General features: G+C 65.0%; 19 protein-coding genes and 1 tRNA gene. 12 read left to right on the forward strand and 8 right to left on the reverse strand.

Annotated elements, in window-relative coordinates; translation table 11 throughout:
* Positions 1–6: 6 nt before the first annotated feature.
* From EOD43_RS13415 to EOD43_RS13425, 3 genes are read left to right on the forward strand one after another with little or no spacing between them, the layout of a single operon-like run.
* A complete protein-coding gene (locus EOD43_RS13415; RefSeq protein ID WP_127744348.1) occupies positions 7–1,023 on the forward strand; it encodes an LLM class flavin-dependent oxidoreductase in 1,017 nt (338 codons plus the stop codon).
* A 16-nt stretch (positions 1,024–1,039) separates the two neighbouring features.
* The gene (locus tag EOD43_RS13420; protein WP_127744349.1) at positions 1,040–1,678 is read left to right on the forward strand and encodes a nuclear transport factor 2 family protein; all 639 of its coding nucleotides are present in this window, start codon (positions 1,040–1,042) and stop codon (positions 1,676–1,678) included.
* Between the two features lie 5 nt (positions 1,679–1,683).
* Positions 1,684–2,658, forward strand: coding sequence for an NADPH:quinone oxidoreductase family protein (locus tag EOD43_RS13425; RefSeq protein ID WP_127744350.1), 975 nt, complete (start codon positions 1,684–1,686; stop codon positions 2,656–2,658).
* Positions 2,659–2,786: 128 nt separating this feature from the next.
* Here the strand turns inward: EOD43_RS13425 and EOD43_RS13430 are convergent, their stop codons facing one another.
* From EOD43_RS13430 to EOD43_RS13450, 5 genes are all read right to left on the reverse strand, one after another.
* Entirely contained in the window at positions 2,787–3,200 is a 414-nt protein-coding gene (locus EOD43_RS13430) for a Zn-ribbon domain-containing OB-fold protein (RefSeq protein WP_127744351.1), read from the reverse strand.
* Positions 3,201–3,202: 2 nt separating this feature from the next.
* Positions 3,203–4,354 (reverse strand): thiolase family protein, encoded by a 1,152-nt coding sequence (locus EOD43_RS13435; protein ID WP_240653182.1) that lies wholly within the window; start codon positions 4,352–4,354, stop codon positions 3,203–3,205.
* Entirely contained in the window at positions 4,351–5,478 is a 1,128-nt protein-coding gene (locus EOD43_RS13440; protein ID WP_127744352.1) for an enoyl-CoA hydratase-related protein, read from the reverse strand. The genes EOD43_RS13435 and EOD43_RS13440 overlap by 4 nt, the downstream gene beginning before the upstream one ends.
* Positions 5,465–7,510 carry a PQQ-dependent dehydrogenase, methanol/ethanol family gene (locus tag EOD43_RS13445; RefSeq protein ID WP_127744752.1) on the reverse strand — a complete coding sequence of 682 codons (2,046 nt, stop codon included), beginning with the start codon at positions 7,508–7,510 and terminating at the stop codon, positions 5,465–5,467. Before EOD43_RS13445 ends, EOD43_RS13440 begins: the two co-directional genes overlap by 14 nt.
* An 83-nt stretch (positions 7,511–7,593) precedes the next feature.
* Positions 7,594–9,678 carry a PQQ-dependent dehydrogenase, methanol/ethanol family gene (locus EOD43_RS13450; protein ID WP_127744353.1) on the reverse strand — a complete coding sequence of 695 codons (2,085 nt, stop codon included), beginning with the start codon at positions 9,676–9,678 and terminating at the stop codon, positions 7,594–7,596.
* A gap of 341 nt (positions 9,679–10,019) precedes the next feature.
* Here EOD43_RS13450 and EOD43_RS13455 point away from each other — a divergent pair, with 341 nt between their 5' ends.
* The 3 genes from EOD43_RS13455 to EOD43_RS23675 all read left to right on the forward strand — a co-directional run bounded on the left by EOD43_RS13455 (position 10,020) and on the right by EOD43_RS23675 (position 14,029).
* Positions 10,020–12,947 (forward strand): TonB-dependent receptor domain-containing protein, encoded by a 2,928-nt coding sequence (locus EOD43_RS13455; protein WP_127744354.1) that lies wholly within the window; start codon positions 10,020–10,022, stop codon positions 12,945–12,947.
* A 67-nt stretch (positions 12,948–13,014) separates the two neighbouring features.
* Positions 13,015–13,743 (forward strand): EI24 domain-containing protein, encoded by a 729-nt coding sequence (locus EOD43_RS13460; RefSeq protein ID WP_240653184.1) that lies wholly within the window; start codon positions 13,015–13,017, stop codon positions 13,741–13,743.
* Positions 13,744–13,861: 118 nt separating this feature from the next.
* A complete protein-coding gene (locus EOD43_RS23675) occupies positions 13,862–14,029 on the forward strand; it encodes a hypothetical protein (RefSeq protein ID WP_164857226.1) in 168 nt (55 codons plus the stop codon).
* Here the strand turns inward: EOD43_RS23675 and EOD43_RS13465 are convergent.
* The 3 genes from EOD43_RS13465 to EOD43_RS13475 all read right to left on the reverse strand — a co-directional run bounded on the left by EOD43_RS13465 (position 14,026) and on the right by EOD43_RS13475 (position 15,589).
* Entirely contained in the window at positions 14,026–14,433 is a 408-nt protein-coding gene (locus tag EOD43_RS13465) for a response regulator (RefSeq protein ID WP_127744355.1), read from the reverse strand. The genes EOD43_RS23675 and EOD43_RS13465 overlap by 4 nt on opposite strands.
* Positions 14,434–14,524: 91 nt before the next feature.
* Positions 14,525–14,601: transfer RNA gene (locus tag EOD43_RS13470), tRNA-Arg, on the reverse strand.
* A 19-nt stretch (positions 14,602–14,620) separates the two neighbouring features.
* Positions 14,621–15,589, reverse strand: coding sequence for a cation diffusion facilitator family transporter (locus tag EOD43_RS13475; protein ID WP_127744356.1), 969 nt, complete (start codon positions 15,587–15,589; stop codon positions 14,621–14,623).
* Between the two features lie 277 nt (positions 15,590–15,866).
* On the opposite strand from EOD43_RS13475, the gene EOD43_RS13480 reads away from it, so the two are divergent.
* The 6 genes from EOD43_RS13480 (at position 15,867) to EOD43_RS13505 (ending at position 21,165) form a co-directional block, all read left to right on the forward strand.
* Entirely contained in the window at positions 15,867–17,060 is a 1,194-nt protein-coding gene (locus EOD43_RS13480; protein ID WP_127744357.1) for a type III PLP-dependent enzyme, read from the forward strand.
* Between the two features lie 128 nt (positions 17,061–17,188).
* A complete protein-coding gene (locus EOD43_RS13485) occupies positions 17,189–18,241 on the forward strand; it encodes a 1,9-bis(guanidino)-5-aza-nonane synthase (RefSeq protein ID WP_127744358.1) in 1,053 nt (350 codons plus the stop codon).
* Between the two features lie 133 nt (positions 18,242–18,374).
* Complete coding sequence (locus EOD43_RS13490) at positions 18,375–19,487, forward strand: S-(hydroxymethyl)glutathione dehydrogenase/class III alcohol dehydrogenase (protein ID WP_127744359.1); 1,113 nt, start codon at positions 18,375–18,377, stop codon at positions 19,485–19,487.
* Positions 19,487–20,353: a formyltetrahydrofolate deformylase gene (gene purU / locus EOD43_RS13495; RefSeq protein ID WP_127744360.1), complete on the forward strand. Its 867-nt coding sequence runs from the start codon at positions 19,487–19,489 to the stop codon at positions 20,351–20,353. Before EOD43_RS13490 ends, purU begins: the two co-directional genes overlap by 1 nt.
* Before the next feature lie 31 nt (positions 20,354–20,384).
* Positions 20,385–20,765, forward strand: coding sequence for a VOC family protein (locus EOD43_RS13500; RefSeq protein WP_127744361.1), 381 nt, complete (start codon positions 20,385–20,387; stop codon positions 20,763–20,765).
* Positions 20,766–20,787: 22 nt separating this feature from the next.
* Positions 20,788–21,165 (forward strand): VOC family protein, encoded by a 378-nt coding sequence (locus EOD43_RS13505; protein ID WP_127744362.1) that lies wholly within the window; start codon positions 20,788–20,790, stop codon positions 21,163–21,165.

A 21,165-nucleotide genomic window follows, 5' to 3' on the forward strand; every position in this document is an offset into this window, starting at 1 on the left:
GCCCCGATGGAACTCAATCTCCGTTACGACATGAACCGCCCCGATTTCGGCGCGCCGCACGAAGCGCTCTATCGCACCGCGATCGAGCAGTCGGCCTGGGCCGACAAGCTGGGCTTCAAGCAGGTCTATCTGGCCGAGCATCATGATGCGGATGGCGGCTATTGCCCGTCGTCGATGATCATGGCCGCCGCGATCTTCGGCACGACCACCAACATCCTGGCGCACCTGTCCGCGCTGGTCGTCACGATGCACGAGCCGCTGCGTCTGGCCGAAGACCTTGCCGTGCTCGACATCATGTCGAAGGGCCGCCTCGTCTTCACTGCGGGCATGGGCTATCGCCCGCACGAATTCGAAATGTTCGGCAAGGACATGTCGAAGCGCCTCGCCATCCAGACCGAGGCGCTCGATACCTGCGCGAAGGCATGGACCGGCGAGCATTTCGAGTTTCAGGGCCGCAATGTGCGCGTGACGCCCAAGCCCTACACGCCGGGCGGGCCGAAGATCTACATGGGCGGTTCGACCGAAAAGTCGGCTCTGCGCGCTGCGCGCAAGGGCTATCAATATTTCCCCGGCACGCCCGACCTGTTCCGCATCTATAAGGAAGAGCGCGAAAAGTGCGGCTATCCGGCGCCGGAAGAACTGACCACGCCGGGGCCGAGCTTCCTCTACGTTACGGACAATCCCGACCGTGACTGGCCGCTGCTGGCGCCGCACATCGCCTATGCGTTCAACACCTATGCCGAATGGGCGAAGGAGCGCGGCGAGGGCCAGACCCGCTACAGCGCGGCCGAGACGGTCGAGGAGCTGAAGAAGATGCCGAACATCAAGGTGGTGACGCCCGACGAATGCGTCGAGATCGCCAAGAACCTTGGCAATACCGGCCAGCTGACCTTCCACGCGCTGTTGGGCGGGATCGACCCCGAATTGTCGTGGGCAAGCCTGCGCCTGTTCGAAAAGGAAGTGCTGCCCAAGCTGATCGAACTGGGCCTGGCCGACGAAGCCCGCGCCGCTCTGGCGGCCTGAAAAGGGAGATAAGAGGATGACCGAGGACAATCCGAACCTGCGCCGCCGTTCGCTGTGGACGATGCTGGCGGTGCCCGTCGGCCTCGCCGCGATCGCTTCGGGCGCGAAGGCAGCCAAGCCTTCGGGCGGCGACGTCGCGTCGCGGCTCGACGTGCTGGAATCGAAGGATGCGATCCAGAAGGTTCTGTTCGATTATGCCCGCGCCAATGATCGCGTGGACGAGGCGCTGCTGCGCGGCTGCTTCTGGCCGGAATCGAAGCATCATCATGGCGGGTTCAACGGCCTGTCGACCGACTTCGTCGGCTTCGCGCTGAAGATCCTGAACAGCGTCAAATATACCGCGCACCACATTTCGAACGTCGCGATCGAGGTGAAGGGCGATCAGGCGCTGAGCGAATGCTATTATTTCGCGCACCATCGCCGCGACGCCAAGACCGGCGGTGGCGAGGAAGATGCCTTCATGGAAGGCCGGTATATCGACCGGCTGGAGCGCCGCAACGGCGTGTGGAAGATCATCCAGCGCCGCGGCCTTTCGGATTATTCGCAGGTCATCCCCGCGACGACGCCGTTCGCCTCCTGGCCCGCCGGCCAGCATAGCGAGCGTTTCCCGAGCGACGACTTTTATACGATGCAGAAGGCGTTCCGGGGCAACTGATCCCCATGCGCGCATTGATGTGCGAGGCGCATGGCGAGCCGGAAACGCTCGTCATGCGCGACGTGCCCGCACCCGAACCGGGGCCGGGCGAAGTGCGGATCGCCGTGCGCGCGGCGGGGGTGAACTTCCCCGACGCGCTGGTCATCCGCAACATGTACCAGCGCCAGCCGCCCCTTCCCTTCGCGCCGGGCGGTGAGGCCGCTGGCCTGATCGACGCGATCGGGCCGGGCGTGACCGGCTGGAACATCGGCGACCGGGTCGCCGCCTATGCGCTGTCGGGCGCGTTCGCCGAAGCGATGGTCGTGCCCGCGAGCCGGGTGGTGCCGCTTTCCCCCAGCATGGATTTCGAAACCGGGGCCGTCTTCACGATGGTCTATGGCACCGCCTTCCACGCGCTCCACGATCGCGGGCGATTGCAGGCGGGCGAGACCGTGCTGGTGCTGGGCGCGGCGGGCGGCGTCGGGCTGGCGGCGGTCGAAGTCGCCAAGGCGATGGGCGCGACGGTGATCGCGGCGGCATCGAACGCCGCAAAACTCGATCTGGCGCGCGCGCATGGCGCCGACGACGTGATCGATTATGCCGCCGAGGATCTGAAACAGGCGATCCGCGATCGCACCGGCGGGCGCGGGGTCGATGTGATCTTCGATCCGGTCGGCGGTTCGCTCAGCGAGGCGGCGTTTCGCAGCATCGCGCTGCACGGGCGCCATCTGGTGATCGGCTTTGCGGCAGGCACGATCCCCAGCATCGCGCTCAACCTGCCGCTGCTGCGTCAGGCCGATATCGTCGGCGTGGCGTGGGGCGCGTTCGCGAGCGCCGATCCGGTGGGCTATCGCGCCAATGCCGATCGACTGGCGGCGATGTATGAGGACGGCGCGTTCAAGCCACATATCGGGCTGCGAGTGCCGCTGGAACGTGGTGGCGAGGCGCTGCGGGCGATGCTGGACCGGAAGGTCGAGGGGAAGGTTGTCGTCCTTCCTTAAAAATCCTCCCCCGCCAGGGGGAGGTGGCGCCGAAGGCGACGGAGGGGGACGACACGAAACGCAGCTTGGTCGCCGTCCTCCCCCTCCGTCAGCTACGCTGACACCTCCCCCTGGCGGGGGAGGATGAATTAAAGAGGCGCAAACCCCGCGATCACATGATCGCCAGCTTGCACCGGCTGCAGCCGCACGCGCATGTCGCAGACCGCCGCGACGCCCTCGTCCGCCACGAACAGCCCCGGCACGCGGCAGCCTGGCGCGTCGTCCGGCTCGACCAGGACGACGGTGAACGGCACCTCGGCCTTGTGATCGCCGGGCAGCAGGCTGCGGACGACGGTGGTGTGGGTATAGACGGTGCCCTCGGCGCTCGCCTTCTTCCATTCCAGCGTCGCGTGCGGACGGCCCGAGACCATTTCGGGCGGATACCAGACCCATTCGCCGGTTTCGGTATCGGCAGTCAAACGCAGTTCGCCTTCGGCCAGCCCTTCGTAAAAGGGCTTGAGCAGGTCGCTTTCGAACTTGGGGGCGTGGACGGGAATGCCCATGATCAGCCTCTCCGCAAAATGGTGGTGGCGTGCGAATTGCCGCCAAGGCCGGTGACGGCGCAGAGCGTGGCATCGGGCACCTGCGCGGCGTCGCGCTGGTGGCGAAGCTGGCGAACGCCTTCGATCAGCAGGGTGATGCCGGGAAGGTATCCGCCCGACATATGCCCGCCCGATGTGTTGACCGGCATCTTACCGCCCGGCGCGGCATGGCCCGCATGGAAGAACTTACCGCCCTCCCCCTCGCCGCACAGGCCAAGCTGTTCGGCCTGGACGAGCGCGGAGATGCTGAAGCCGTCATAGATCTGCGCAAGGTCGAGATCCGCAGCGGTGACGCCCGCCATTTCGAACGCCGGCTTGGCGGATTCACGACCGGGGAAGTCGAAGATCGACGGCGCCTGCGTGAACATCATCGAATGCGGCCAACGCGTGGTGCCCAGACCAAGGCCGTCGACCAGCACGCGCGGCTGCGCCATGTCGCGCGCCTCGTCCGCGCGGCTGACGACATAGGCCGCGCCCGCATCGGTCATCAGGCAGCAATCGGCGACGCGGAACGGCGTCGAGATCATCGGGCTCTTGCGATAGCCCTCCAGATCCATCGGATCGCGCTTCTGCGCGGCCGGGGTCAGTTCGGCCCATTTGCGGAAGGTGATCGAGACCGAGGCCAGTTCCTCCTCGCTCAGCCCATATTCGTGGGCATAGCGGTTCGCCATCGCGGCGAAGTAGCTGGGCTGGCCGAAATAGCCGACCGGCATTTCGAGATCGGCCTTGAGCGGCTCGCGCGAGTGGAAGCCATAGGGGCCGCCGGGGCGGGTCGCCTGAAAACCGTAGGGGACGAGGACGTGGCGCGCGAGGCCCGCCTCGATCGCGAGCAATGCCAGCGTCAGCGCCGATCCCGTCGGGCCGGTGCCGCCGACCGTGTCGGTGATCGCGCTGAACGGGCGCTTGTCGATGCCCAGCGCGAAGCCGAGTTCGTCGGCCGAGTGGCTGTTGCGGTTGACGACGAAGCCGTCGATGTCTTGCGGCTTCAGCCCCGCATCGGCGATCGCCATCATGCTGGCGTCGACCGTCATTTCGAGCAGCGACTGCTGGCTCGCGCGAACCATAGGCGTTTCGCCGACGCCCGTGATCGCGATGGTTCCGGCCTTCATCGTCATGCCTGGGTGAATCCCTTTCCTTCGGCGGCGAGCCGTTCGATCAGCGGCGACGGCTCGATCCCGTCGGCGCGCATCCGCTTGATGATGGTCGGCAGCCCCTGCTTGTCCGCCAAATAGAGCGGGCCGCCGAGATAGGAGGGCCAGCCTAGCGCCTTCACCGCCAGCGCATCGACTTCGAGCGCGCGGGGGGCGAGCCCTTCGTCGAGCAGCTTAGCGCCTTCGTTGATCAGCGCGAGTTCGGTGTCCTTCGCGGCAGTCAGGCGATCGACGGCGTCCGCCGGCAGTGGTTCGGCCTTGGCGGCCTGCCGTTCGGCGAAGAATACGTAGCGGAGCGCCGCCGATTGCGGACCGGCCATCAGTTCGCGAAACAGATCGCGCTCGCGGTCCATACCCTCGGCGAAGGGGAGCGCGCTTGCCTCGACCGTCTTGATGATCGCTTCGGGGGCGTCGAGATTGCGGAACCTGTCGGCATTGGCCTCACGGAACGCGGCGATCTGCGCGGGATCTACTGTGACCGAACGATCGCGGATGCGCTCCAGCGGGGCGCCGATCTTCGACTTCGCGAAGGCGATCGCGGTGGCGCGCAGATCGCCGTCGACGACCTGATCGACCAGCCCCATCGACGCCGCCTGTTCGGCCGTCACCGGATCACCGACCGTCATCAGTTCGAGCGCCTTGGCGACGCCGACGACGCGCGGCAGGCGCTGGGTGCCGCCCGCGCCGGGAAGGAGGCCCAGCTTGACCTCGGGCAGGCCCATCTTCGCCGATGCGGCCGCCACGCGATAGTGCGCCGACAGGCCAAGTTCGAAGCCGCCGCCCAGCGCGGTGCCATGCATCGCGGCGATGACGGGCTTGGGCGTATCCTCGATGATCTCTTCCAACTGGCGGATCGTGGGTTCGGCAAGCGGCTTGCCGAACTCGGTAATGTCCGCGCCCGCGAAGAAGGTCTTGCCCGCGCAGATCAGGACGACGGCCTTGACCGCATCGTCCGCCGACAATTCGGCAAGCGCGCCCGATATCCCCTGCCGCACCGCCGCCGACAGGACGTTGACCGGCGGATAATCGATCGTGACGATCGCGACATCACCGTCGCGATCGATTGTCGTAACATCAGTGGCCTGCATCAACGCGTCTCGCTTCCCTGTCCACGGCGGCGCTGGTCTTGCCATCATTGGCGAGCGCGACCCGCGCCTGTTGCCGGATATAATGTTGCAGCGACGCGATCTGGGCCGGCGTGAACTCCTCGAAACGCGGCATGCCGCGCGGGACGAGAAGGCCATCATGCAGGACCGAGGCGAACGCATCGTAATTGAGCGGCGCGCCGGCACGCTTTAGATCGGGCGCGGCGCCGCCCGACAAGGTCGTTGGGCCGTGGCACGAGGCGCAATGCGCGGCGAACAGCCCCTTGCCAGCATCGGCGAGCTTGGGATCGACCACGAAGGCGAGATCGTCGGCGATCGGCGTCAACGGTGCGGCAGGCGGCAGCTTGCCGGTGCCGTCGAGCGCGAAGGTGATCACGCGCCGCTTGGTCGTGTAATAATCAAAATCGGGCTTGCGGCCGGTCGGCCCCGTCCCACGCCAGCTGGCCATCACGGTCACATATTGCTTGCCGTCGACCAGATAGGTGATCGGGTGCGCCTGCGCCCCGTTCTGGATGTCGAAGCGCCACAATTCCTTGCCGTTGCGTCCGTCAAACGCCTTGAACAGGCCGTCGGCCTGCCCCTGGAACACCAGATCGCCGCCGGTTGCGGTAGCACCACCGGTACGCATGCCAAGCTGCGGCACGCTCCACACCTTGCGCTGCTTCACCGGATCCCAGGCGAGCAATTCGGCCTTGCCCGGCGGGGGCACCATATCGGGCGGCGGCGCGCCGATACCGTTGTTGATCACCTGGCCAGGCTTGAAGGTCCAATCCTTCAGGTTCGGCGGATCGACATAGACCTTGGGCACTTCATAGGCCGGGATATAGGTCAGCCCGGTTTTCGGGCTGTAGCTCATCGACTCCGCCGCATGCGCGCCGACATAGGCCGGCGACAGCATCACCGCCTTGCCATTCGGAAAGCGCGCCCACGGCGTTTCCATCGGTCGGCCGGTCTTCATGTCGATGCCGGTCGCCCAGTTGACGGGCTTGAAATTCTTGGCCGACAGCAGCTTCCCGGTGTCGCGATCGATGATGTAGTAGAAGCCGTTCTTCGGCGCGTGCATTACGACGTCGCGGGGCTTCCCGTCGATCGTCAGCGTCGCCAGTTCGACGTCCATCGCCGAATTGAAGTCCCAGGTCTCGCCCGGATTTTCCTGATAGTGCCAGCGATATTCGCCGGTATCGACGTCGATCGCGACGATGCTGCACAGGAACAGATTGTCGCCGCCGCCGGGGCTGCGGATCTTCTGGTTCCACGGCGTGCCGTTGCCGGTGCCGACGAACAGCAGGCGGCGCTTGGGATCATAGGCCATCGCGTTCCACGCAGTGCCGCCGCCGCCATATTTCCACCACTGCCCGGTCCAGGTCTTGGCGGCCATCTCCATCGCCTTGTCGGAGGCTTCGCCATCTTTCTTCGCGGGATCGCCGGGGACGAGGAAGAAGCGCCACGCCTTCTTGCCCGATGAGATATTGTACGCGGTGATATAGCCGCGCACCGGGCCGAAATCGGCGCCGCCGAAGCCGATCACCACCTTGTCGCCCGCAATCCACGGCGCGCCGGTGATGTAGCTCGCATCGTCCTTGGGCAGAGTCTGGACGCTCCACGCCTCCACGCCGGTCTTCGCATCGACCGCGATCAGGCGGCCGTCGATCGTGCCGGTGAAGACCTTGCCATGCGCATAAGCGATGCCGCGGCTGCCCCAGGCGGCGCGCATCTTCTTGCCCGCCACTTCGGGTGCGTGCGGGTCGTAGCGCCACAATGGCTTGCCGGTGCGCGCATCGACCGCGTGGATCACGCTGTAGCCCGTCGTGAAGTACACGATGCCGTCGACCGCGATCGGCGCCGTCATCGCGTTCGGCCCGTCATCGAGATCGAGCGACCAGGCCATGCCGAGCCGCTTCACGTTGGTCAGGTTGATCTGATCGAGCGGGCTGTAATGCTGCTCGTCGGCGCCGCCGAACGTGGCCCAGTCGCGCCCCGGCTGCGCGGGTGCGGCCGTGGCGACGGGCTTCATCCCCGCCGCCGCCGCAATGCCCACCGCCGCGACCGCCAGAACGATCGCGCCGGTGCGGACCTGACGGTCCTCCGGTGCCACGGTCACTTCGCGGCCGGGTTCGGAGCCACGGGTTGCGCGGTCTCGCGTGCCCGCTGGCGGATATAGTGGCGCAGCCCTTCGAGTTCGGCATCGCTGAGATTGTCGAACTTGCCCATGCCGCGATCCATCAGCGCGCCGTCATGGACGACCTGCTTGAACGCATCGGCATCGAGCGGGATCGCCGACTTGCGCAGATCGGGGGCGGCGCCGCCCGCGATCATGCCCGCGCCGTGGCAGATGATGCAGCTGGAATTGAACACGCCGCCGCCGATCTTCGCCTTGTCGGCATCGACCACGAAGGCGGGATCGTCCTGGATCGGCTGGTCCAGCGGCTCGACCGGGGGCAGCTTGGCCTTGGCGTCGAGCGCGAAGGTCAGCACGCGGCGCTTCTGTTCGCGATAATCCCAGTTGGGCGTGTTCGCGAAGGAGGAGCGAAAGCCGGTGATGACGGTGACGTACTGCTTGCCCTTCACCGTATAGGTGATGGCGTTGCCCAATATGCCGTTCTGCGCATCGAACTCCCACAGCGTCTTGCCGCTGTCGGCCGCGAGCGCGGTGAACTTGCCGGTGTTCAGCCCCTGGAAGATCAGGTTGCCGCCGGTCGTGATCGTGCCGCCGTTGATCATGCCGCTCTGCGGGATCTTCCAGCGAACCTTGGCCGCGACCGGATCATAGGCGACGAGGTTGCTGCTCGGCGCGGCCGTCTTCATGCCCGCCGGCACCGGGCCCAGGCCGGTGTTGACGAACATGCCTTCCTTATACTTCCACTCGGCAAGGTTCGGCGGATCGGTGACGACGCGCTGCTGCTCGATCTGGGGAATGTAAACCAGGCCGGTCTTGGGATTGTACGACATGGTCTGGACGGCGTGCGCGCCGGTGGGCGACGGCCACATGATGAACGGTTCGCCATCGGGATAGCGCGCCTTGGGGTTTTCGACCGGACGGCCCGTCTTCAGATCGATGTGGCTTGCCCAGTTGACGGGGGCGAACTGGCCGGCCGAGATCGGCTTACCCGTCGTGCGATCGATGACGTAGAAGAAGCCGTTCTTCGGCGCGTGCAGGATGACGTCGCGCGGCTTGCCCTCGATATTCAGCGTCGTCAGCTGGATATCCATCGCATCATTATAGTCCCAGGTGTTCCCCGGATTGACCTGATAGTGCCAGAGATATTTGCCGGTCTTGCGATCGACCGCGACGATCGAGGCGACGAAGAGGTTATCGCCGCCGCCGGGGCTGCGCAGCTTCTGGTTCCAGGGGAAGCCGTTGCCCGTGCCGAGGTACACGCGGTCATACTTCTTGTCATAGGCCATTGCGTGCCAGACGTTGCCGCCGCCGCCGACCTTCCACCATTCGCCGGTCCACGTCTTGGCGGCCATGTCCATCACGCTGTCGGACGCTTCGCCATCGGGGCCGTTCGCGGGGTTGCCGGGGACGACGTAGAAACGCCACGCCTTCTTGCCGGTCGCGACGTCATAAGCGGTGACATAACCGCGCACGGGGCCGTAATCGCCGCCGCCGAAACCGATAATCACCTTGTCGCCCGCAACCCAGGGCGGGCCGCTGATATAGGCATCGTCCTTGGGATCGAGCGTCATCGCCGACCAGAGCTGCTTGCCGGTCTTCGCGTCGATCGCGATCATGCGGCCGTCGCGGGTCGCGGTGAAGACGCGCCCCTGCGAATAAGCGATGCCGCGCGTGCCCCAGCCGGCGCGCAGCTTATGCCCGACGACCTTCGAAACTTCCGGATCGAACTGCCACAGCTGCTTGCCCGTGACCGCGTCCACCGCGCTGACCACCGAGCTGCCGACACCGAAATAGAGCACACCGCCAACCTCGAGCGGGGCGGTGAAGCTGTCATAGGTGTCGAGATCCATCGACCAGGCGAGGCCGAGTCGGCTGACATTGCTATCGCTGATCTGCGTCAGCGGGCTGAAATGATCCTCGTCGCTGGTGCGGCCATAGGAGCCCCAATCGGCACCGTCGGCATTGGCGACGTCGCCCGTAGCCCCGCGCGAACAGGCGATTCCGCCCGCAAAAGCCAGCGCGATCGCGCTGCAAGCCAGCGCCGCCTTCTTCGTCACTTTCATGGCAATCCTCGTTCGACCCTTTTCTATACTCTTGTGCAGAATTAGCCCCAAGTCAAACCTTCCGCAACCGAGCCTCGATGCCTGCGTCGACAAACGGAGCGCCACCGAATCGAGTTATCCGCTCTGCGCCTTCGCAATCCTGTGCGCAGCTAAGGACAAATGCGACGATTTGGCTTCCGCACGGGCCAGCGCACGAACGCCGGATCGGTGCAAAAAATTGCAGCACCCGGAGCCCAATCGGGAGGCAGTAGCGCTACAGTTGCTCAAAAATGGCATTGACATGCAAAATTGAGATCGGCAAAAATGCACAGGAGAACAGAATTGACTGTTGGGAGATAGTGATGAAGGCATGGGTGAAGTCTGCTCTGTTGGCGAGCACGGTGCTCGTATCCACGGCGGCAGCGGCGCAGACGGCTCCGGTCGAACCGGCTCCGGCCCCGGCCGAGACCAGCACTGACGACAGCGGCGTTCAGGACATCATCGTCACCGGCTCGCGCATCGTTCGCGACGGTTATACCGCGCCGACCCCGGTCACGGTCGCGCCGACCGCCGACCTTGCCAAGGCGACCCCGACCAACATCGCCGACGGCCTCAACAAGCTTCCGCAGTTCAGCCTGTCGAGCGGCCCGGCCCGCTCCACGCACAACTTCGCCTCGTCGGCCGCCAACGGCAATCTGCTCAACCTGCGCGGTGTCGGCCCCGAGCGCACGCTCATCATGTTCGACAGCGTTCGCATGCCGCCGACGACCTTCCGCGGCGTCGTCGACGTCAACATCATCCCGAACCTGCTCGTCGAGCGCGTCGACATCGTGACCGCCGGCGCTTCGGCCGCTTACGGTTCGGACGCCGTCTCGGGCGTCGTCAACTTCGTCCTGAACAAGAAGTTCACCGGCCTGACCGGCGTGATCCAGGGCGGCGTCGATCAGCGCGGCAATAACGGCAACGAGAAGTTCGGCCTCGCCTACGGCACCGACTTCGCCGACGATCGCGGCCACATCCTGCTTAGCGGCGAATATTATAACAGCCGCGGCATGCTGCGTTCGGATCGCGTGTCGAGCCGTGGCAACTATCTCTATGCCGGTCAGAACCGCGCCGCCCTTCTTGCAGGCAGCCCCGGCGGTTCAGCCGCGAACCCGTTCGTGATCTACAACAACACGACGATCAACAACGCGACCGTCGGCGGCCTGATCAACGGCCCGGCCGGCTTCAGCTTCAACAATTTCCGCTTCAACGCGCAGGGTCAGGCCGTGCCGTTCAACATCGGCACGCAGATCGGCACGCCCGGCTATTCGGTGGGCGGCGACGGCTATACGATCCCGGCCGACAGCACCGCGGTCGCCCCGCTGCGCACCTACCAGACCTTCGGCCGCGTGAGCTACGACGTCACCGACGACATCAACGTGTATGCGCAGGGCATCTTCACGCGCAGCGATCTGCGCTACAATTCGCTCGCCAACGCCTTCACCCCGCCGAACGTCGCGACGATCTACAGCGGCAACCCGTACATCCCGGCCAATGTTCAGGCCGCGATGACCGCGCAGGGCGTCGGCTCCTTCACCCTCTCCGACTATCTGAGCGAGATGGGCACGCTGAAGGCCAAGGAACGCACCGACTTCTACATGGGTCAGGCGGGTATAGAGGGTAAGCTCGGTAACTTCAGCTGGAACCTCGGCTACGTCCACAGCGAGTCGGTCTTCAAGCTCGCGCAGCAGACCTTCGACATCAAGAAAGTCTATGCGGCTATCGACGCGGTCCGCAATCCGGCGAACGGGCAGATCACCTGCCGCGTCCTGCTCGATCCGACCGTCGCGTCGCAATATCAGGGCTGCCAGCCGCTGAACATTCTGGGCGTCGGCGCAGCCGCCGGCACGATGGGCGGTTACAACTGGGCCAACGGCGTTTCGCGCTACCGCGCCGAAACCAAGCAGGACCAGTTGCAGGGCGCGATCCAGGGCTCGCTGTTCGATCTCCCGGCCGGCCCGGTCGACGTCGTGATCGGTGCGGAATGGCGCCGCCAGAAGCTGCACCTGACCTCGAACTCCGATCCGGCAACGCTGGCCGGCGCGACTGCGGCGCAGACCACCGCGCTGCGTAACGCCTATTTCGCGGGCCTGCGCGGCGTGCCGACGACGGCGCTCTACTACAACCTCACCAACACCGGCGTCGCCAATGGCCGCGTGACCGTGAAGGAAGCCTTCGCCGAAATCAGCGTTCCGATCCTGAAGGACACGCCGTTCTTCGAGGCGCTGGACGTCAACGCGGCGGGCCGTATCACCGATTACTCGACCAGCGGTCGGGTCGAGACGTGGAAGGTCGGCGGCACCTGGAAGCCGATCAGCGACGTGCTGTTCCGCATCACGCGGTCGCGCGACATCCGCGCACCTGCGCTCTACGATCTGTTCGCAGGCGACAGCTCGGGCATCGGCACGCTCAACGATCCGGTCTCGGGCATCACCTCGAACGTTCCGCAGATCACCGGCGGTAACGCGGCCCTGAAGCCGGAAAAGGCCGACACGCTGACCTTCGGCGGCGTGCTGACCCCCAGCTTCCTGCGGGGCTTCTCGGTCTCGGTCGACTATTATAACCTGAAGATCGACGATGCGATCGGTACGCTGGGGACGGCGCAGATCGTCAACAACTGCCGCCTCGACGCGAATGCGCCGGAATGCGCACTCGTGACCCGTCCGTCGCCGACGGCCTTCCCGACCAGCGTGCGTATCGCCCCGGCGAACATCGCAGCGCTCAAGACGAAGGGCATCGATATCGACGCGTCGTATCGGACCGCACTGGGCAACGGCAATCTGAGCCTGCGCGCCTATGTGAACTATCTCGACAGCTTCAAGACGCAGCAGTCGGCCACGCAGGTCGTGCTCGAAAACGCAGGTCGTGCGGCCACCGGCAACCAGCCGATCGCCCGTCCCAAGTGGCGCGGCACGTTCAACGTGAACTATGAGAACAATGGCTGGGGCGTCTTCATCTCCGAACAATATATCGGTTCGTCGAAGCTCGGCTTCCCGGCTGCGACCGGCCAGAACCAGGTGTTCGCCGATCCGAAGGTGCCGGTGGTGTGGTACACCGACATGACGATCAGCAAGAAGATCGACGCCTTCGGTGGCGACATCGAGTTCTTCGGCACCGTCAACAACCTGTTCGACAAGAAGCCGCCGCTCATTCCGGGCACCATCCCCGGCCTGAACCTGCCGACCATCATCTCGGTCTATGACCAGGTCGGTCGCGCGTTCACCGCGGGTGCGCGCTTCAAGTTCTGATATCCCGCTCCCCGGAGCAGACTGGGCGGCCCGAAAGGGCCCCCCTTTTCTTTTTGGGCCTTGTCTTTTGTGGGGAACCAAGCGCCGCGCGGGCCGTAACCGCCCGATGATCGAAAGCCTGTTCCTGTCGCTCAGCGACCTTTCCGACCGGCGGATCATCGGCATCCTGATCCGATCGATGCTGGTGACCCTGCTGATCTTCGCAGCGCTGGCGGCGCTGACCGGCTGGGCGCTGGTGGGCGTCGATCCCTGCGCCTGGTTTGACGACAGCTGCCCGCTGGGCGTGGCTGGCGGTGGCTTCGGCGCGGTGATGCTGACGCTGCTTGCGGGCTGGTTCCTCTTCCCCGCCATCGCGATCGCGGTGCTGTGCGCCTATATCGACCGCGTGGTCGCAATCGTCGAGGCGCGCCACTATCCGCACACCGCCACATCGGCGCGGTCGCCGGGCTGGGCCGCCGTCGCCCTGCTGGGGCTGCGTTCGGCAGGGCGCGTATTGCTCTACAACCTGATCGCCCTGCCCTTCTATATCGTGCTGTTGTTCACCGTGATCGGCCCGGTCGCCCTGTTCGTCGCGGTCAACGGTGCGGCGTTGGGGCGCGATCTGGGCGAGATGGTGGCGCTGCGGCACGGCGATCGCGCATCGCGCGCGGCGTGGCTGGCATCGTCGCGGATCGGCCGTTTCTTCGTCGGGGCGACCGTGACGGGGCTGTTTCTGGTGCCCTTCGCCAACCTGCTCGCACCGGTGTTGGGCGCGGCGATGACGACGCATCTCTATCATCGGCGACGCCCGACTTGATGCACGTCAATGCGGACGTAACATGCACCTGCTATAGCCGCTTCATCGACGCCTTCTGCCCGAGCGCGACGTCGACTGACAGCAAAGGGAAAGCTGCCGCTTTAAACGGAGCTTTGCCATGCAACCCCTCGATCGGGACTATCTGGAAACCCGCCGCACCGAGAGTTTGAGGATGGCCGCCGAGTCCGGCGATCCCTGCGCCGCCGTCCATCGCGAACTCGCCGCCCTCTACGGCCAGCGCCTTCTGGAAACCGACGAGAGCCGCCCGAAACTCAACCGCGGCTAGACCGCGCGGCGCAGCGGCTCGGGCTTCTTTCCGTCGGGCAGCATTTCACGCAGATGATCGTGGACCACGTTCGCGCTGAACGGCTTGCCGATGAAGATCGCTTTCGGCGGCAGATCGCCCGCCTTGGGCGCTATCCGTCCGCTGGCGACCACGATATCGACATCGGGGCAATGATCCGCGACGCGACGCGCGAGTTCGAAGCCGTTCATGCCGCCGGGCATTTCGACGTCGGTGAACAGCAGCATCACGCCGCAATCCTCATCCTGCATCAGATCCCAGGCTTCATCGCCGTTGCCCGCCTCCAGACACCGAAACCCCGCCTCTGTCAGGATATCGGCGGCGTGCATCCGCACGAAGGCGTCATCGTCGACGACGAGGGCATAAGGATCGGTCGACGGGGCCACAGGCGGCTGCCTCCTGTTGGGATGGGAGCCGAGATAACCCATGTTAAAGCCGTCCGTTCCGCGCGCCGGGACCATGTATCGAGGATTGTTGTGGTGGCCCCGGAGGGATTCGAACCCCCGACCTCTCGTTTAGGAAACGCTTGCTCTATCCTGCTGAGCTACGGAGCCAGTGCGGCTCCATTAGCTGTCAGCCCTGATCGCCGCAATGCGCCTCATGGTGCGGATCGTCGGCGCATTCGCCGCGTTCGATCTGGAAGGTCGAATGGCCGATGCCGAAGTCGTGCCGCATCGCCGCCGCGCTCTTTGACAGGAACGCATCGTCGGCGCCTTCGGGCATGACAAGGTGCGCGGTCAGCGCGGTCTCGGTCGTGCTGGTCGGCCAGATATGGACATGGTGGACCGCGGTGACGCCCGGCAGCGCCTTGAGCGCCGCGCCTACAGCCACCGGATCTATCCCCTGCGGCACGCCCTGCAGCGACAAAGTGAGCGACGCGCGGAACAGCCCCCACGTCCCCCACACGATCACGCCGACCACGATGATGCTGACCAGCGGATCGATCCACGACTGCCCGGTATAGAGGACGAGCAGCCCCGCCACGACCACGCCCGCCGACACCGCCGCATCGGCCATCATGTGGAGGAAGGCGCCGCGAATGTTGAGATCGTGGCCACCCTTCATGAACAGCAGAGCGGTGCCGAGATTGACCACGATCCCCGCCCCCGCGACCGCCATCATCATGCCGCCTTCGGGCTGGACCGGCTCGATCAGCCGCTCGATCGCGCCGAGCATGATCGCGCCGCACGCGACCAGCAGCAGGATGGCGTTGAGCAGGGCCGCGATGATCGACGAACTGCGCAAGCCGTAGGTGTAGCGCTCGCTCGGGCGCCGCTTCGACAGGACATAGGCGCCCCAGGCCATGAACAGGCCGAGCACGTCCGACAGATTGTGCCCGGCATCGGCGATCAGCGCGACCGAATCGGCCAGCCAACCCGCCCCCGCTTCGATGGCCACGAAGACGATATTGAGGGTGATTCCGATCGCGAAAGCGCGCCCGTAGGACATCGGACCATGATCATGCCCGTGCGAATGGCCGTGGCCATGCCCGTGGGAGTGGCCATGAGCCCCGTGATCGTGGTGGTGCGCGTGCGCTGACATCGTCACTCGATATCAGCGCCGGAGCCCGGATTACAGGGGTTTTTGGCGGTCGGAACGGACTCCCAACATCCCCCGTCAATCACGGCCGATCCCGTTTGCGGAAAGCGGCTGCGACCTATGGTGAATGAATCGCGTTGAACCGCATATCGCAACTTTACACGCATGTCGGCGCGCCATATATGCCGCCCCTCGCTGCCCCATGGGACTTCCACCGCAAGGCAGCTTTCGTTGAAACTGAAGACCGCGGGCTTGCCTGTGGCATTGGAGGTCCCTTGAGTTGCACAAGCATCATAGCGCGCTGGGGCTAGCGACTGCCCTTCGTCCGGTTCAGCCGGTCACGCTCCTTCGTCCTCACGCCGCTGCGCGTGCCGCCCGTTTCTTCGTCGAGAAGTTTCCGGGCCGCCCGCTCTATGCGGTCAAGGCGAACCCGTCTCCCGACCTTCTCCCCATCCTGTGGGAGAATGGGGTCACGCATTACGACGTGGCATCGATCGCCGAGGTCCGCCTCGTCCGTTCGATCCTGCCGGAATCGACCCTGTGCTTCATGCACCCGGTGAAGGCGTTCGAAGCGATCGAGGAAGCGTATTTCGAACATGGCGTCCGCACCTTCTCGCTCGATTCGATCGAGGAGCTGGACAAGATCGTCGCGGCGACCAAGGGCGCCGAGGATCTGACCCTGTGCGTCCGCATGCGGGTTTCGTCGGATCATTCGAAGCTGAGCCTGGCCTCCAAGTTCGGCGTCGAGCTGACCGAAGCGAAGGAGCTGCTGCAGCGGACCCGCCAGGCGGCGGACGCGCTTGGCATCTGCTTCCACGTCGGCAGCCAGGCGATGAGCCCGCAGGCTTATGTGCAGGCGATGGACAAGGTGCGCGCGGCGATCGTGCAGGCGGCCGTCACCGTTGACGTGATCGACGTCGGCGGCGGTTTCCCGTCGATCTATCCCGACATGGAGCCGCCGGCGATGGAGGCGTATTTCCACGCCATCCACAAGGCGTTCGAAAGCCTGCCGGTGTCCTACTCGTCCGAACTGTGGTGCGAGCCGGGCCGTGCGCTGTGCGCGGAATATGCGAGCCTGCTGGTCCGCGTGGAGCGTCGCCGCGGTGACGAACTCTACATCAACGACGGCGCCTATGGCGCGCTGTTCGATGCGGCACATGTCGGCTGGCGCTTCCCGGTGAAGCTGCTGCGTGAACCGGAATCGGACGTGCGCGATATCGGCTTCAGCTTCTACGGCCCCACCTGCGACGACATGGATCGCATGGCGGGTCCGTTCAATCTGCCGGCCGATGTTCAGCCGGGCGATTATATCGAGATCGGCATGCTCGGCGCCTATGGCTGCGCGATGCGCACCGGCTTCAACGGCTTCACCGCCGGCGAGCGGGTCGAGATGGACGACGAACCGATGGCGACGATGTACGTCATCGACGATGAACCCGCGACTGCGGTTCCGTCGAACGTCATTACGCTGTAAGAGCCTAGACACTAATTCCACCGTCATGCCCGCGAAGGCGGGCACCCATCCAGTCTCATCTTGTGAGAACAGCCTGGATGGGCCCCCGCCTCCGCGGGGGTGACGGTATTTGTTTGTTGGAGAAGACCATGACCGACGCCGCCATCAACGACACCCGCAAGGCCGAGCTGCTCTCGACCGTCGTCGAGCATGTCGACATCACCAGCTTCGATGCGCGCCCGATCATCGACGCGATGGGCAAGATGAGCTTCACGAGCCGCGACCTCGCCCGCGCGACCCGCATCTATAACGACATGCTCGCCGATCCGGATTGCACCATCTTCCTGGTGATCGCGGGTTCGACCTCGGCCGGCGGCTGCATGGACGCCTATGCCGAACTGGTGAAGAGCGGGATGGTCGACGGCATCGTCGCCACCGGCGCCACCATCGTCGACATGGATTTCTTCGAAGGGCTTGGCCACAAGCACTATCAGGCGCTGGAAATCCCCGACGACGACACGCTGCGCTCGCTCTACATCGACCGCATCTACGACACCTATATCGACGAGGAAGACCTCCAGAACGTCGACCACACGATCTTCGAGATCGCCGAGACGCTGGAGCCCAAGGCCTATTCGTCGCGCGCCTTCATCCGCGAGATGGGCAAGTATCTGGTCGAGCACGGCAAGAAGGAAAACAGCCTCGTCAAGCTCGCCTATGAGCATGACGTGCCGATCTTCTGCCCGGCCTTCACCGACTCGTCGGCGGGCTTCGGCCTGGTGAAGCATCAGGTCGATGCGATGAAGGCGGGCCGTCCGTACCTGACGATCGACAGCATCGCCGACTTCCGCGAACTGACCGAGATCAAGATCGCGGCGGGCAGCACCGGCCTGCTGATGGTCGGCGGCGGCGTGCCGAAGAACTTCATTCAGGACACGGTCGTCTGCGCCGAGATCCTGGGCCATGAGGATGTCGCGGTTCACAAATATGCCGTGCAGATCACCGTCGCCGACGTGCGTGACGGCGCCTGCTCCTCCTCGACGCTGCAGGAAGCGGCTTCGTGGGGCAAGGTGAACACCGGCATCGAACAGATGGTCTTCGCCGAAGCCGGCTCGGTCATCCCGCTGCTGGCGTCGGACGCCTATCACCGTGGCCACTGGAAGGGCCGCGCCAAGCGCGCCTGGGCGAAGCTGTTCGCCTAATCCAACCCGCGTTCGCGCAAAACGAAAAGGCGGTCCTTCCCACGCGGAAGGGCCGCCTTTTTGCTGTTGCGCCGACGCCCCCTCCGCCTAGTGTCCGCCCCGGTAACGAATCCAATCCGGGGAATACAAAGCCATGAAGACCCGCGCCGCCGTCGCGTTCGAGGCGAAGAAGCCGCTCGAAATCGTCGAAGTCGATCTGGAAGGCCCCCGGCCAGGTGAGGTTCTGGTCGAGATCATGGCGACCGGCATCTGCCACACCGATTCCTACACGCTCGACGGCTTCGACAGCGAAGGCATCTTCCCTTCGATCCTGGGCCATGAGGGCGCGGGCGTGGTGCGCGAAGTGGGCGCGGGCGTGACCAGCGTGAAGCCCGGCGATCACGTCATCCCGCTCTACACCCCCGAATGCCGCCAGTGTAAGTCGTGCCTGTCCGGCAAGACCAACCTGTGCACCGCGATCCGCGCAACGCAGGGCCAGGGGCTGATGCCCGACGGCACCAGCCGCTTCAGCTATAAGGGGCAGCCGATCTTCCATTATATGGGCTGCTCGACCTTCTCGAACTTCACCGTCCTGCCCGAAATCGCGGTCGCGAAGATCCGCGAGGACGCGCCGTTCCAGTCGAGCTGCTATATCGGCTGCGGCGTGACCACCGGGGTCGGCGCGGTCGTGAATACCGCCAAGGTGCAGGTGGGCGACAATGTCGTCGTCTTCGGTCTGGGCGGCATCGGCCTGAACGTGATCCAGGGTGCGCGTCTCGCCGGCGCCGCCAAGATCATCGGCGTCGACATCAATCCGGATCGTGAGGAATGGGGTCGCCGCTTCGGCATGACCGACTTCCTCGACAGCAAGGGGCTGAGCCGTGAGGAGGTCGTCGCCAAGATCGTGCTGATGACCGACGGCGGCGCCGACTACACCTTCGACGCGACCGGCAATACCGACGTGATGCGGACCGCGCTGGAGGCATGCCATCGCGGCTGGGGCACCAGCATCATCATCGGCGTGGCCGAAGCGGGCAAGGAAATCTCCACCCGCCCGTTCCAGCTCGTCACCGGCCGCAACTGGCGCGGGACCGCCTTCGGCGGCGCCAAGGGCCGCACCGACGTGCCCAAGATCGTCGACATGTACATGACCGGCAAGATCGAGATCGATCCGATGATCACCCACGTCATGGGCCTGGAGGAGATCAACACCGCCTTCGATCTGATGCACGAGGGCAAGTCGATCCGGTCGGTGGTCGTTTACTGATGAATGACCGTCCCCGTTCCTGGGTTCTGACGCTGACCTGCGACGATCGCCCCGGCATCGTCGCGGCGGTCAGCGGCCTTCTGGCCGAGCGGGGCGGCTTCATCCTCGACAGCCAGCAATATGCCGATCTCGACAGCGGCCGCTTCTTCATGCGGGTCGAGTTCAAGGCCGCGACCGATGGCTTTCCGGGCGATACGGCGGCATTGCGCGAGGCGATGGCACCGGTCGCGGAGCAGTTCGCGTTCGACTGGCAGTTGAACGACACCGCGGACAAGCCGCGTATCCTGCTGGCCGTGTCGAAGGGGTCGCACTGCCTGAACGATCTGCTGCATCGCTGGAAAAGCGGCGGCTTGCCGGTCGAAATCATGGGCGTGGTTTCGAATCACCCCACGCTCCGCCGCCTGACCGAATGGCATGGCGTGCCGTTCCATGAGCTTCCGACAGAAGGCGGCAAGCCCGCGCAGGAAGAAGCGATCCTCGATCATTTCGAGCGCACTAGGTCGAGCTACCTGATCCTCGCGCGCTACATGCAGATCCTTTCGCCCGAACTGTCGCACATGCTCAGCGGGCGCTGCATCAACATCCACCACAGTTTCCTGCCCAGCTTCAAGGGCGCCAAGCCCTATCACCGCGCGCATGAGCGCGGGGTCAAGCTGATCGGCGCGACCGCGCATTTCGTGACCGACGATCTCGACGAAGGCCCGATCATCGAACAGGCGGTCGAGCGCGTCGATCATCGTGCCTCGATCGACGACCTGATCCGCATGGGCCGCGATATCGAGGCGCAGGTGCTGGCCCGCGCGGTCGGCTGGGTCGCCGAACGGCGCGTGATCCTCAACGGTCGGCGGACCGTCGTATTTCGGTAGTAGGCAAGGCAAGAAACAAGGGAGACGGAATATGTTCAGTCATGTCGTGCTCGGCGCCAACGACGTCGAAAAATCGAAGAAGTTCTACGATGCCCTCATCGGCGCGACCGGCGGCAAGCCCGGCTTCGCCGACGACAAGGGCCGGATCATCTACATGCACAATGGCGGCATGCTGCTGATCACCAAGCCGATCAACGGCGAACCCGCCTGCCACGCCAATGGCGGCACCATCGGTTTCAAGATGGCATCGACCGCCGAAGCCGATGCTTGGCACAAGGCGGGCACCGAAAATGGCGGCACGACCTGCGAGGACGCGCCCGGCATCCGCGACGTCGGCGGCACCAAGATGTACCTCGCCTATCTGCGCGATCCCGATGGCAACAAGCTGTGCGGAATGAACATTCCCGGCTGACGCTGACGCAAAGGAGAACGAGATGATCACGCACTTCATGGTGGGCGCGAACGACGTCGAAAAGTCGCGCGCCTTCTACGACGCGGCGCTCAGCGCCATTGGCTATCCCAAGTCGAACCCGGCGATCCCGCGCGCCATCTACAAGGCGGAGGGCGCGCCCTCCTTCATGGTCGGCAAGCCGGAGAACGGCGAAGCCGCAACCTACGCGAACGGCGGCACGATCGGCTTCAACGGCGGCACCAAGGAACAGGTGAACGCCTTCCACGCGGCGGGCCTCGCCAATGGCGGCACCTGCGCCGGCGCGCCGGGGCCGCGCCCCGCTTTGCCGAACATGTACGGCGCCTATCTGCGCGATCCGGACGGCAACAAGATCGCCGCCTTCTCGTTCGACGCGGCATGA

The organism is Sphingomonas crocodyli (assembly GCF_004005865.1).
GTDB classification, from domain to species: domain Bacteria; phylum Pseudomonadota; class Alphaproteobacteria; order Sphingomonadales; family Sphingomonadaceae; genus Rhizorhabdus; species Rhizorhabdus crocodyli.

What these genes read in the sequence shown, in the direction of transcription:
- EOD43_RS13415 (WP_127744348.1), top strand. Translation starts at nt 7, where the DNA reads ATGGAACTCAATCTCCGTTACGACATGAACCGCCCCGATTTCGGCGCG.
- EOD43_RS13420 (WP_127744349.1), top strand. Translation starts at nt 1,040, where the DNA reads ATGACCGAGGACAATCCGAACCTGCGCCGCCGTTCGCTGTGGACGATG.
- EOD43_RS13425 (WP_127744350.1), top strand. Translation starts at nt 1,684, where the DNA reads ATGCGCGCATTGATGTGCGAGGCGCATGGCGAGCCGGAAACGCTCGTC.
- EOD43_RS13430 (WP_127744351.1), bottom strand. Translation starts at nt 3,200, where the DNA reads ATGGGCATTCCCGTCCACGCCCCCAAGTTCGAAAGCGACCTGCTCAAG.
- EOD43_RS13435 (WP_240653182.1), bottom strand. Translation starts at nt 4,354, where the DNA reads ATGACGATGAAGGCCGGAACCATCGCGATCACGGGCGTCGGCGAAACG.
- EOD43_RS13440 (WP_127744352.1), bottom strand. Translation starts at nt 5,478, where the DNA reads ATGCAGGCCACTGATGTTACGACAATCGATCGCGACGGTGATGTCGCG.
- EOD43_RS13445 (WP_127744752.1), bottom strand. Translation starts at nt 7,510, where the DNA reads ATGAAGCCCGTCGCCACGGCCGCACCCGCGCAGCCGGGGCGCGACTGG.
- EOD43_RS13450 (WP_127744353.1), bottom strand. Translation starts at nt 9,678, where the DNA reads ATGAAAGTGACGAAGAAGGCGGCGCTGGCTTGCAGCGCGATCGCGCTG.
- EOD43_RS13455 (WP_127744354.1), top strand. Translation starts at nt 10,020, where the DNA reads ATGAAGGCATGGGTGAAGTCTGCTCTGTTGGCGAGCACGGTGCTCGTA.
- EOD43_RS23675 (WP_164857226.1), top strand. Translation starts at nt 13,862, where the DNA reads ATGCAACCCCTCGATCGGGACTATCTGGAAACCCGCCGCACCGAGAGT.
- EOD43_RS13475 (WP_127744356.1), bottom strand. Translation starts at nt 15,589, where the DNA reads ATGTCAGCGCACGCGCACCACCACGATCACGGGGCTCATGGCCACTCC.
- EOD43_RS13485 (WP_127744358.1), top strand. Translation starts at nt 17,189, where the DNA reads ATGACCGACGCCGCCATCAACGACACCCGCAAGGCCGAGCTGCTCTCG.
- EOD43_RS13490 (WP_127744359.1), top strand. Translation starts at nt 18,375, where the DNA reads ATGAAGACCCGCGCCGCCGTCGCGTTCGAGGCGAAGAAGCCGCTCGAA.
- purU (WP_127744360.1), top strand. Translation starts at nt 19,487, where the DNA reads ATGAATGACCGTCCCCGTTCCTGGGTTCTGACGCTGACCTGCGACGAT.
- EOD43_RS13500 (WP_127744361.1), top strand. Translation starts at nt 20,385, where the DNA reads ATGTTCAGTCATGTCGTGCTCGGCGCCAACGACGTCGAAAAATCGAAG.
- EOD43_RS13505 (WP_127744362.1), top strand. Translation starts at nt 20,788, where the DNA reads ATGATCACGCACTTCATGGTGGGCGCGAACGACGTCGAAAAGTCGCGC.